Origin of the sequence: Brevefilum fermentans (assembly GCF_900184705.1) — a bacterium.
Lineage (GTDB): Bacteria > Chloroflexota > Anaerolineae > Anaerolineales > Anaerolineaceae > Brevifilum > Brevifilum fermentans.
On record NZ_LT859958.1, the window covers coordinates 1,864,311 to 1,876,346 of the forward strand.

General features: G+C 52.2%; 11 protein-coding genes. 6 read left to right on the forward strand and 5 right to left on the reverse strand.

Annotated features, from left to right (window positions below):
• Positions 1 to 71 precede the first annotated feature (71 nt).
• The 5 genes from uvrC to CFX1CAM_RS08160 all read left to right on the forward strand — a co-directional run bounded on the left by uvrC (position 72) and on the right by CFX1CAM_RS08160 (position 4,784).
• Positions 72 to 1,934 (forward strand): excinuclease ABC subunit UvrC, encoded by a 1,863-nt coding sequence (uvrC, locus tag CFX1CAM_RS08140; RefSeq protein ID WP_087862546.1) that lies wholly within the window; start codon positions 72 to 74, stop codon positions 1,932 to 1,934.
• A 133-nt stretch (positions 1,935 to 2,067) separates the two neighbouring features.
• A complete protein-coding gene (locus CFX1CAM_RS08145; protein WP_087862547.1) occupies positions 2,068 to 2,859 on the forward strand; it encodes a class I SAM-dependent methyltransferase in 792 nt (263 codons plus the stop codon).
• The gene (locus tag CFX1CAM_RS08150; protein ID WP_231940974.1) at positions 2,852 to 3,628 is read left to right on the forward strand and encodes a SagB/ThcOx family dehydrogenase; all 777 of its coding nucleotides are present in this window, start codon (positions 2,852 to 2,854) and stop codon (positions 3,626 to 3,628) included. Before CFX1CAM_RS08145 ends, CFX1CAM_RS08150 begins: the two co-directional genes overlap by 8 nt.
• A 5-nt stretch (positions 3,629 to 3,633) precedes the next feature.
• The gene (locus CFX1CAM_RS08155) at positions 3,634 to 4,326 is read left to right on the forward strand and encodes a 5'-methylthioadenosine/S-adenosylhomocysteine nucleosidase family protein (protein ID WP_157891802.1); all 693 of its coding nucleotides are present in this window, start codon (positions 3,634 to 3,636) and stop codon (positions 4,324 to 4,326) included.
• 155 nt (positions 4,327 to 4,481) lie between these two features.
• Positions 4,482 to 4,784, forward strand: a complete 303-nt coding sequence (locus CFX1CAM_RS08160) for a DUF5661 family protein (protein WP_197687113.1) — start codon at positions 4,482 to 4,484, stop codon at positions 4,782 to 4,784.
• Positions 4,785 to 4,977: 193 nt separating this feature from the next.
• Here the strand turns inward: CFX1CAM_RS08160 and metG are convergent, their stop codons facing one another.
• The 3 genes from metG to CFX1CAM_RS08175 form a co-directional block, all read right to left on the reverse strand.
• Positions 4,978 to 6,777: a methionine--tRNA ligase gene (metG, locus tag CFX1CAM_RS08165; RefSeq protein WP_087862550.1), complete on the reverse strand. Its 1,800-nt coding sequence runs from the start codon at positions 6,775 to 6,777 to the stop codon at positions 4,978 to 4,980.
• 178 nt (positions 6,778 to 6,955) lie between these two features.
• Positions 6,956 to 8,119 carry a sigma-70 family RNA polymerase sigma factor gene (locus CFX1CAM_RS08170; protein ID WP_197687114.1) on the reverse strand — a complete coding sequence of 388 codons (1,164 nt, stop codon included), beginning with the start codon at positions 8,117 to 8,119 and terminating at the stop codon, positions 6,956 to 6,958.
• 66 nt (positions 8,120 to 8,185) lie between these two features.
• Positions 8,186 to 8,647, reverse strand: a complete 462-nt coding sequence (locus CFX1CAM_RS08175) for a YceD family protein (RefSeq protein WP_087862551.1) — start codon at positions 8,645 to 8,647, stop codon at positions 8,186 to 8,188.
• Positions 8,648 to 9,070: 423 nt separating this feature from the next.
• Here CFX1CAM_RS08175 and rdgB point away from each other — a divergent pair, with 423 nt between their 5' ends.
• Positions 9,071 to 9,685: an RdgB/HAM1 family non-canonical purine NTP pyrophosphatase gene (gene rdgB, locus CFX1CAM_RS08180; protein ID WP_087862552.1), complete on the forward strand. Its 615-nt coding sequence runs from the start codon at positions 9,071 to 9,073 to the stop codon at positions 9,683 to 9,685.
• A gap of 5 nt (positions 9,686 to 9,690) precedes the next feature.
• On the opposite strand, the gene CFX1CAM_RS08185 is transcribed toward rdgB, so the two are convergent.
• Both CFX1CAM_RS08185 and CFX1CAM_RS08190 read right to left on the reverse strand, forming a co-directional pair.
• Positions 9,691 to 10,200 carry a nitroreductase family protein gene (locus tag CFX1CAM_RS08185; RefSeq protein ID WP_087862553.1) on the reverse strand — a complete coding sequence of 170 codons (510 nt, stop codon included), beginning with the start codon at positions 10,198 to 10,200 and terminating at the stop codon, positions 9,691 to 9,693.
• Entirely contained in the window at positions 10,200 to 12,029 is a 1,830-nt protein-coding gene (locus CFX1CAM_RS08190) for an ASKHA domain-containing protein (protein WP_087862554.1), read from the reverse strand. The genes CFX1CAM_RS08185 and CFX1CAM_RS08190 overlap by 1 nt, the downstream gene beginning before the upstream one ends.
• Positions 12,030 to 12,036 lie beyond the last annotated feature (7 nt).

Sequence of the window (12,036 nt, forward strand, 5' to 3'; positions counted from 1 at the left end):
AATTCTCTTTCTGCTATTAACTGTCCCCCATCCTTAGCTCCACTTCCATGATGTGCTAAAATTAGACCTGTATGCAGGTTAACGAACATCTCCAGGCGATCCTGGACACGCTTCCCGATAAGCCCGGCTGCTACCTGATGAAGAATGCGCAGGGGCGCATCATCTACGTGGGCAAGGCGGTCAATTTACGCGCGCGGGTGCGATCTTACTTCCATGCCGGCGCCCACGAACAACCGAAAACTCAAAAACTGGTCAGCGAGATCGCCGATATCGAGTGGATTGTCGTCGGCTCTGAGCTGGAAGCGCTGATTTTGGAAATGAACCTGATCAAGCGGCATCGTCCACGCTACAATGTGCGCCTTAAAGACGACAAGCGCTTTCCCTATATCAAGGTGCACTGGGCTGACCCCTTCCCCAAGATCACCGTCACCCGCCAGATGGTCATCGATGGCTCGCGCTATTTCGGTCCCTACACCAGCGTGTGGGCGGTGCACCAAACGTTGGACCTGTTGCGCAAGATCTTCCCTTACCTGACCTGCAATCGCGAAATCACGGTCAAAGATACGCGCGCGTGTTTGTATTACGACATCAAACTGTGTTCAGCGCCCTGTATTGGCGCCATCAACCAGGAGGATTACCGCCAGTTGATCGACGATTTGTGCCAGTTCCTCGACGGACGCACGGAGACGGTCGTCCAGCGTCTGAAACAGGCCATGGATGCTGCGTCCGAAGAGCTCCAGTATGAAAAAGCTGCCACGATCCGCGATCAACTGCAGGCGATCGACCGGGTGGTGGAGCGCCAGAAGGTTGTCAGCAGCGAACAAACCGATTCGGATGTGATCGCCATGGCGCGCGCTGACGGCGAAGCCTGCGTGCAGGTGTTCTTTATCCGCAGTGGAAAACTGATCGGCAGGGAATATTTCATCCTGGAAGGCACCGAGGAAGAAGCCGACCAGGAGGTTTTGGCTGAATTCGTGAAGCAATTTTACGCCCAGGCCGCCTTCGTACCGAACACCGTTCTGTTGCCGGAGGAGCTGGCAGAAGCGAAAATTATCAGCCAGTGGCTTAAGGAGCGTAAATCCGGGCAAAAGGTCGAGATCACTGTCCCACACCAGGATGTGAACCGTGAACTGGTGGAGATGGCAGCCGAGAACGCCGTTGAGACCCTCAACGCCCTGCGCACCCGCTGGGAGGCTGACAAAAACCGCCAGACCGTGGCGCTGACCGAAATCCAGGAGGCGCTGAACCTTTCGGAGCCGCCCAACCGGATTGAATGCTACGACATCTCGACCACGCAGGGGGTAGCCAGCGTGGGCAGCATGGTGGTCTTCGAGCAGGGCACGCCCAACAAGAAGCTCTACCGACGCTTCAATATCAAGTCGGTGCTGGGGCAGGATGACTTCGCCAGCATGGAGGAGGTGCTCACCCGCCGTTTTCGGCGCTGGAGGACCGCTTACGAAGCAGAGAAGGACGTTGGAAAAAAGCCCGATCCCGCTTTTGCCATCCTTCCTGACCTGCTGCTGGTCGACGGGGGCAAGGGGCAGTTGAGCCGGGCGGTCGCCGTGCTGGAAAGCTATAACCTGCTGGATCGGGTGCCAATAGCCGCGCTGGCCGAAAAAGAGGATGAACTGTACATTCCCGGGCAGCACGCGTCAATCACCCTCGAACGGCACTCACAGGGACTGTACCTGCTGCAGCGCATCCGCGACGAGGCGCACCGCTTTGCCATCACCGCCCACCGCAAACGGCGCGGTCAGCAGGGGCTGGCATCCCGCCTGGACGTGATTCCTGGCATTGGACCCGCCCGCCGAAAAGCGCTGCTGAACGCCTTCGGTTCGATTGAGGGCATTAAACAGGCGCCAGCCGAAAAAATTGCCGAGATCAAAGGCATCACCATGGAATTAGCGCAAAATATCAAACTTCAACTGGAATAAGGAGGGATCTTGAGCAAAAAAGCAGAGAAAAAACCAAAATCCTACCGCGTCTACCAGATTGTGATGGCGGTGATCGCCATCATCATGATCCTCTCGTTGATTGCCGCGGCCATTCGCTGGTAAGGTCGCTACGATGCCCGGTTTAGGCTGGCTGGATGTCAGCGACCTTGATTTCAATGCGCTGCTTCTCTTGGAGCCGTTACACGTGGTTTACCTGTCTGAGCGCCAACCGGATGCGGTTATGGGAACCGCGCTGGCTGCCCATCCCGCGGTAAGCTGGTACTTGGCGCAAGTCTACCCGCCCATTCAAGCTTACCTTGATCGCTGCCTGGCGCTGGCTAACCGACATCCCACACCGGAAGAACTGCGTCGGGCGGAGCTGGCTGTGCTGGACACGATGCAGGACTGGCTGATCTATATCCTCGACCCTGCAGGGTATGATCAGCTCCCATTCCTGGGCTGGGATGACGATTCGCTGTTGACTATGATAGATTTCGGCGACTGGGTTGTTCTCGACGTCGGCGCGGGCAGCGGGCGGTTGACCTTTACCGTCGCCCCTTATGCGCGTGCGGTCTACGCCGTAGAACCGGTGGCTCGTTTACGTTGTTATTTATGGGAAAAACGAACCCGACTGGGCTTTGATAACGTTTACCCGATCGATGGCTTGATCACGCGCATTCCTTTTGAGGATAATTTCGCTGATATCCTGATGGCTGGGCACGTCTTCGGCGAGGATTTCGAAGCTGAATACGCGGAAATGTGGCGCGTGGTGCGCCCGGGTGGCACGATTTTGCTGCATCCAGGCACGAATGCCAGCTCTGAAAATGAAGCCCACAAATTTCTTCTGTCCAAAGGGATCGCTTTCGATCTTTTTGAAGAGCCCGGTGACGGACTCAAACGTAAATACTGGCTGAGAGTTGATTAATTATCGCAAACAAAGGAGAAATGCTATGACTGAAAACAAGGGTTACGCGTTTGTCGAATCCACCAAATACCCCTACATCAGCGAATCCGCTCAAAGGCGGGGATTGCCGCAACCGCCCTTTGAATTGCCTCTTGAACCGGGCGCGCCGCTGATCGACCTGCCCGGTCCTGCCGAGATCGACCTAGGCGAATTTGACCTGCGCACAGCCATCGAGCAGCGTGTGACCCGGCGTCATTACACGGAAGACCCGCTCTCGCTGGAGGAGTTGTCGTACCTTCTATGGCTGACCCAGGGCAATAAAACCATCAACGAGCCACGCGCCGTTCCCCTGAAAACCGTCCCCTCTGCCGGATGCCGCCATCCCTTTGAGACCTATCTTTCAGTCAATAAAGTTACCGGGCTGGAAGCGGGTCTGTATCGCTTCGTGGCCAGCACCCATCAACTGGTCGCCCTGCGCACCGATGCGGATTTCAACACCCAACTGGCAGAGGTCTGCTTAAGCCAACGCCACGTGACCACCAGCGCGGTGACTTTTATCTGGGCTGCGGTTCCCTATCGCACCGTGTGGCGCTACTCCGAGCGCAGCTATCGCTATCTCTATCTGGATGCCGGGCACGTGTGCCAGAACCTGTACCTGGCTGCCGAGTCAATCCACTGCGGGGTGTGCGCCATCGGCGCCTTTGATGATGACGGCGTCGATGCGCTGCTGGGCTTCACACCGCCGGAAAGCTTTGTCATCTACCTTGCCAGCCTGGGGAGGGTGGTCTGACCTCGTTGACCCACCCCATTGACACGTGTGTGTTGATCTCTGCCAGCGAAGAATGGCGGGCTTTTCTCCCCCATTTTCCGCAGACACGGATTGAATCCACGCCCTATGGCGATTGTTTCAAAATGGCCGTCGACGGGTACCCGGTGGTTTTCTTGCATGGCGGTTGGGGCAAGGTGGCTGCTGCCGGGTCGACACAGTACGCCATTCTCCGCTGGAGCCCGGCTCGGATCGTCAATATCGGCACCTGTGGTGGATTCCATGGTCAGGTCGAGCGTGGCCAGGTGATCCTGGTTGCGAAAACCATCATTTACGACATCATCGAACAAATGGGTGACCTCGATGACGCCATCCGCCACTACACCGTTGATTTCGACCTGACCTGGCTGCCGAGCCCGACGCCTCAACCGGTGACGACGGGAACCATTGTCTCTGCCGATCGAGATATCGTCTCCGCAGATATCCCCAACTTGATCCGGCGTTACAACGCAGCCGTCGCCGATTGGGAATCCGGTCCAATCGCCTGGATTGCCCGGCGCAACCAGGTCCCCTGCCTGATTCTGCGCGCCGTCTCGGACCTGGTGAGCGAATCCGGTGGCGAAGCCTATCAGGGCGACGATTTCTTCCAGAAGCAATGTAAGCCGCTCATGGCAGAATTTGTGCGTCACCTTCCGGCCTGGCTGAAGGCGTTCCGCCAATAAGCGCGTCAAACAGCAACTTTAGCCCATTCGCACAGGAATCTCACTTGCCCACAAGGCTGTTAGGGAAGCCGGAAGCCGCTGTTTGGGGGTATGGGGTAAAATCCAGGTAGATTAAACGATTAATGCGCATTTTATTAACATGAAGGAGTTTAAAAATGAAAGAATTTACATTAGATGAAGCGCTTGCCGTAGCACAAACCCTGGGGATTGACTTCAGCAAAGCGGGGTTCACGCCAGAAGAATTTTTAGAAGGGATGAACATCGAGCTCGAGCATGGTCTGGTCGATCCGGAGACCAATGTGACGAATGACGACCCGCTGGTAACAGGGAAGATTGCCATGGCGCATTTGAATGAATTCCCCGAATATTATCATCCGGATGTCGGCCTGGAAGCCTGGGAACATGCTGTTGAAGCGTACAAGGGCGATCTCAAGGGTAAGAAAATTCAAATCGTGTGAGGATTTTAAATAAAAGGCAAAGTTGAACCATTTCTTTGCCTTTTATTGATCAATATTTCATCTACCGCAATATTAGCTTCTCAGCTCATGCTTAACTTTGGTGCTGTGAGCCTTCTGCGTCATTGATTAACTTATCGCGCGTCGAAACCTGCCCACACCGGGCAGGTTTTCCTCTTAAACGGTAAAAATTGTCTCAATTCCCCAAGCGTGCCCGTTCTTCTGCCACAATGCTTTCGTCGAGCTTTTTAAACAGCGGTGCAGGCTGCTTAAAAGCCTTCCCGGGAACCAACTCGATCGGCTGCCATAGGTCTTCTCCCGTGGCAGAAAGCGATTCACCCGGCTCATACAGCAGCACCGTGTGGGTGCCCAGGTCATCTTCAATTTCGCGAGTCACCAGCTGCCCAAATATCGGCTGCTCATGTCCCAGGTAAGCATGCAATTTCTCGCAGGTGTGGGGTAAAAACGGGGCGAAGATGATCTTCAACCAATCAATCGCCTGCATCGCCGTGTAAATCGACTTAGCCGCTGCGTCCTTATCCGTTTTAATTTCAAACCAGGGTCCGGTACTGTCCAGGTACTTATTCACCTCTCCAGCCAGGCGCATCGCTTCCAAAAGCGCCGCCCGCAGCTTGACCGCCTCTAAATAGCGTTCCATGGTTTTAAAGCCGGCACGAATGGTCTGCAAGAGTTCCAGGTCGCCTTCCCGCAGCGCATGCGGAATCGGAACAGTGCCATCCCAGTGTTTGAAGGCAAACGACAGCACCCGGTTAACAAGGTTGCCCCAGGTGGCCACCAGTTCATTATTATTGCGCTGGTAGAATTCCTCCCAATCCCAATCGGAATCGCGAGTTTCTGGCATGTTCACCGTCAAAATATAGCGCAGCGGATCCGGGTCATAACGTTCAAGGAAATCCAGCCCCCATACTGCCCAATTGTGGCTGCCGGAAAGTTTTTTCCCTTCCAGGTTCATGAACTCATTCGCGGGCACATCATAGGGCAGCACCAGCGGTTGAGGGTCAGTTGCGCCCATCTTCTCGTCGAAGGAGTCACCCACACCAATCAGCTCAGCCGGCCAGATGATGGCATGGAAGGGGATGTTATCCTTCCCGATGCAATAAAAAGCACGCGATTTTTGGTTTGTCCACCAGTGATGCCAGGCCTCAGGGTCATCATGCAGCTGGCTCCACTCCACCACACTCGAAAGATAGCCAATCACCGCTTCAAACCAAACGTACATGCACTTACCTTCCCAGCCTTCAACCGGCACAGGCACGCCCCAGTAAAGATCACGGGTAATCGGTCGACCGCGCAATCCACTCGTTTCAATTTGCCCCAGGGATTGGCGGATCACATTCGGACGCCAGTAGGATTGCCGTTCACGCAAAAACTCGGTTACCGGCTCTTCCAGTTTTTCCAGATCAAGATAAAAATGGGTTGTCTCACGCAATTCAGGGGTCGATCCGTCAATCCTGGACTTTGGATCAATGAGCTTTTCAGCTTCCAAAAGGTGACCGCAATGATCACACTGATCTGAACGAGCGCCGGTCTTTCCACAAAAATAGCAGGTGCCCTCCACATAGCGATCGGGCAAAAACCGTTCTTGTGCTGGAGAATACCACTGTTTCGATTCCTCCGTGTACAGGTAGCCGTTTTCTTTCAGCGATAAAAACAGCTTGTTGGCAACATCAAAATGAGTGCGGGTATGGGTACTGGTGAAAATATCGTAGGTCAACCCCAGCTTTTGAAACAATTCAATAAACCCGGCGTGATAGCGCTTGTAGACTTCCTCGGGCGTGGAATTATCTTCGTCAGCGCGCACGGTGACCGGTGTTCCATGTGAATCGGAACCTGAAACCATCAACACATCCCGCCCGCGCAGACGGTGGTAACGGGCGAGGATATCTGCAGGTAAATACGAGCCGGTGATGTTTCCGACATGAATTTCAGCGCTGGCATAGGGCCAGGCGACAGCCACTAATACAGGTTGTGTCATTTTTTACCTCATTTCATGGTTTGATTCCGCTGTTAGCAATAAAAAAGCTGGCCTCAGCCAGCCGCTCTCCGGAGGTGACGTGACACCTCGTGTTATGCTCCTGGCAAGCATAACATCGGAGACCAAAACATGTACATGATGAAGAATTGGTTAATCATCGTAGAAGAATTATACAAGATTATAAAAAATCTTTCAACTGCCTGGCTTTATACGGGTGTCTGAGCTGCCGTAAAGCTTTGCCTTCAATTTGTCGGATGCGTTCGCGGGTCAAGCCAAACTTTAAACCCACCTCTTCCAGGGTATAAGCCCGACCGCCATCCAAGCCAAAGCGCATGCGCAAAATGCGGGCTTCTCGCGGTGTTAATGTCGCCAGAACCTCATCGATTTTCTCATGCATCATTGATTGGTAGGTCACATCAATTGGCGAAGGATTCTCTTCGTCTTCAACAAACATGCCCAGATCAGATTCCTCATCATCGCCAACGGGCGTCTCCAAAGATAGCGGGGGCCAGGAGATGCGCATGATCCATTGCACTTTCTCCACACTGAGATTCAACTTTTCGGCGATCTCCTTTGCAAGTGGTTTCCTTCCCAAACTTTGTTCTAACTCATGATGGACCCGGAACAGCTCCCCGATTCGGTCAATCATGTGCACTGGAATGCGGATCGTCCTGGACTGGTCGGAAATAGAACGTGTGATCGATTGGCGAATCCACCAGGTGGCATAAGTTGAAAAACGAAACCCGCGTTTATAATCGAACTTTTCCACCGCTTTGATCAGCCCCAAATTGCCTTCCTGGATCAGATCTAAAAACGGTATCCCCCTGCCGATATAACGTTTGGCGATTGAAACTACAAGGCGCGTATTGGCTTTTATCAGATGCTCCCAGGCTTCCTCGCCTTCTGCAATCAACAATTGCAATTCGGCAACACGTTCTGGTTGAGCATCATTATCAATGCTTGCCAGTTCAATTTTTGCTAGCCGTCCCTGCTCTATTCGTTGAGCAATTAATTGTTCTTCTGGCATTGAAAGTAGCGGTTCCTGAGACATTTCTTTGAGATACAGTCCGATTGTATCTTCAGTGCCTTCAAAGGGTGATGACACTGGGCTTCGACCGCTGCTCATATCGCCCTTGTTATCGAGCAATGCTGGGGAATCAATAATTTCAACCCCCTGATTCCGCAAATACACAATTACAACCCGTATTGATTCGTGATCATCGTCTTCATTTGGGAAATAGACCATTAAATCGTCGATGGTCACATAACCCTGTTTATCTGCGAGTGAAAGCAGGGCATCAATAATTGCTTTAACTTTCTTCCTACAAGGATCGCTGACCACTGCTTCTTCTCCGGCTTGATTGTGGTTGATGTTAATTCACGCCTACCCCCACCCGCGAACCCGTGATTAATGCGTCTCCTGATCAAAGGTCACGGATTGGGAGCCTTCCGAGGATTGGTGTTCGCATGTCGTTAAATTAAGATCAGCACCACAGACAACACAGAGCCCCTGGCAATTGCTGTCACACAAACGCTTAATGGGCGTCGCTAAGATTAAGTATTCTCGAAACAAGGGGCCCAAATCAAGGTAGCCATCATTAGGAAGGATTAAATCCTCCTCTTCGCGATGGCGCGTCATAAACTGGTACAATTCTTCAAATTCGGTCTCAACCGGCAGGTAGATTTCTTTCAGGCAACGGACACATGAGGTCAAAACCTTCGCCCCTGTCTTAACCTGCAGCAAAATCCCTTCGCGAGTTCTTGAAAGACGCACCACGCTATGTAAAGCTTGTATTGAAAGGTCATCGACAACGATTTCATCAATGTCAACAGGGACTTCATGGCTGGAGCCAATGGCCTTGTTGTACATATGACCAACGTTCAGTCGCAAAAGGTTATTGCTCTTGTTCACAGTATATCACTCAAGAAACGATTGGGTAAAATCAATTCAGGCAGAATTATAACACGGCGCCTCATAAACATCAAACCTTATTTGGAGAGTATGATAACAAATGGTATTGAATAATCGGTTGATGAATGAAAACAATCATTTTTGACATTTGCGATTATTATGAATATTATAATAATTCGTTGGGCAACCCTTCGCGTAACGCTCCCTGTGCTCTGCAAGGGCAGTGAGCTGTGGTTGCCCTGCACATCGGTCATCTTCGGGTTGGGCGGACATAGCTAAAAATTCTTTGAGTGCTACGCTAAGGTCTATCCCGATAAATGATACTAAATCAAGAACAAATCAATTTTAAACGCTCACTATGATAATTTAGGTATTTAATAAATGAACATCACCACCGCAAAGCTGGTCATCGCTTCAGGAAACTCGGGGAAAATCTTCGAAATCAAAGCCATTCTCTCTCACCTCGAAATCGACATCGTCACCTTTGAAGACTGTGGAAATCGCATTGATATTGAGGAAACAGGATCCACCTACTTTGAAAACGCGCGGATAAAAGCGATGGCTTATCTTACAGAAACAGGTCTGCCCGTGCTGGCAGATGATACCGGGCTGGAAGTTGAGGCGCTGGACGGCGCGCCAGGTCTTCATTCTGCCAGGTTTTCACCCACGCAACCGGCAACGGATTCCGATAGGCGCAGGTATTTATTGTCACAACTGGTAGCCAAACCTCAGCCCTGGAAGGCACGTTTCGTTTGCACAACCGTACTGGCTCTACCGGACGGCGAAATCATCACGACCACGGGTTGCTGCCAGGGATTGATCGCCCCTGAAGAACGCGGTTCCAGAGGGTTTGGCTACGATCCGGTATTTTATATCCCTGAATACAATGCAACTATGGCCGAACTCTCAGCCGATATCAAGAACCAGATCAGCCACCGCGCCAGAGCCCTCGCTGCCATGATCCCACATATCCAAGAAAAGCTCATTTCAAGATAAGCGCATTACCATTTATTTCGATGCACCCGCTGCGCATTGAAGCGGTCAACCGGTTCAGGTACCGATTCAGGGTGCCCAATCGCAACCAGCGCCACTGGTCGAACATCTTTTGGTATCTCCAGCAGGGATTGCATACCAGACACGCGCACCGAATCAGGAAAGATCCCCAGCCAAACCGCGCCCAATCCCTTGGCATGAGCTGCCAGCAGGATATTTTGCGTTGCCGCTGAACAATCTTGCAGCCACGAAGCGCGTTTTGATTCCAATTTGCGATCACTACACACCAGGATCGCCAGCGGTGCATCCAGGAGCATTTTTGAATAGGGATGAAATTTGGGGATGGCGTGTAATTTTGCCCGATCGTCAATCACAATAAAATGCCAGGGTTGTTCGTTCCTTGCTGATGGTGCCTGCATGCCAGCCCTCAACAGGTCGTGCAGGTCCTCTTCGGAAACCGGCTCGTGTTTAAAATTGCGCACACTGCGGCGAGTGTAGATTGCTTCTAAAGCCTCCATTAAACCACCTTTCGATCATCTGAAAACCCAATCGCATCCACATAGGATGACATAAATTCCGGATCTGTTGTCAGTTCAATATAAGATATTTTTGCCAAAATCGTTTCAGCTTTCTTGCGGCTGTCGTTTGAAAGCAGCATCTCCAGCGCGCCTGCGCCAGCCGCATTGCCGATCTGTTGAAAGCGTTGAGCGGGAAGCGTGGGAAACATACCAATTTTAACGGCAGAATCCAGATTTAAATAGGTGCCAAATGCCCCTGCCACGATGAATTGATCGATTTCCTCAGCTTTCGTCTCAGTTGCCCTCAGCAGGGCGTTAATGCCAGCTCGAATGGCTGCCTTGGCTAATTGGATCTCGCGGATATCTCCGCGTGTAACCAGGATTTCTTTTCCCGTGCCCGATTTTGCAGCAGGAACCAGGATGATCGCGTCACCCTTTGGCAAAAGGACTTTGCGAGCCGCGCGTTTTGTGAACCGCCCGGTTGAATCTATCTGCCCGCTTTCCAGCAAACCCGCAACGACATCCAGTATTCCCGAACCACACAAACCGACTGCTGGTTGATTTTCGATGGTTGCCAGATGCCAATCGCCATCATAAAACTTGGCTCGCTCAATCGCACCGGGTGCAGCTCGCATTCCAGCATGAATATGAGCGCCCTCAAATGCCGGCCCAGATGCACACGAGCAGCTCACCAACTCTCCATCTTTAAGTAAACTGACCTCGGTGTTGGTGCCAATATCGAGTGCCAGGATCACGCCCTGTCGACCAAGGATATCGCTGGCTAACAGCATCGCAAGGTGATCCGCTCCAACAAACCCGGCAATGTTCGGCGGCATATAGACACGTGCGCCAGGAGCTCCAACCAGGTCGACCTCACGTGCCGGAAAATTCAACGCCTGGCGAACGGCGGGAACATAGGGCGCCTCGCCCAACTGCCTGACAGGCAACCCGGCATACAGGTGCTGCACCGCGGTATTGCCCACAACAACAAAGTCCATGATCTGGTCAGGGTTAACTTGGGCAGATGCGCATAGACTGCCGACAAGTTGATTGACCCATTCGACCAGGCTGGTTTGCAGTGTTTTTTGTTGGATTTTACCCTGGTTAGCGTAAGCAATTCGGCTGATCACATCTTCGCCGTAACTGATCTGCGGGTTCATCGATGCTGATTTTGCCTCAATTTTCCCGTTGAATAAATTCACCAGGAAAGCAGCCATTTTTGTGGTGCCGACATCGACTGCCACGCCATAACAGTCCTGATCTTCTCTCAAAAATCCAAGTATCTCTCCCGCTCCATTAAAAACAGCCACAGCGGACCAATCCTGCTCGCGCATTTTTATTGAAAACTGGGTTAATACCGACAGGCTGACATCTCGGCATGCCTCACCGCTATTGGAGAGTAACTCGCTAAATCGTTCCCAATCTGCGCGCAAATCATCCTGAGCCGGCACAGGCAGGGAGAACTTTTCCAGGTGAAGATTTGTCGCAAGAACAATCTCTTTCGGAAGTCCGTCGATTTGCAAACGTTGCATTGTCGTCAACGATTCGGGCGGCAATTCGATTCTGGCGTCACTGCACGGAACGGTCATACACGCCAGGCGCCATCCCTGGGCGAGCTGATCAGGGCTGAATTCGTCTTCCTCTTCAGGCTGGACAGGATTCAGTTCTCCGTCAATGCAGCGAATTTTGCAAGAGCCGCAGACACCCACGCCGCCGCATAACGCGGCAATTGAAATGCCTGCCTTTTGCGCCAGTGCGAGCAAGCTTTCTTTACCATTGGTAAAAACCCGCGAGCCAATCGGTTGAAAATCAATACGGTATTCAGGCATCGGATGT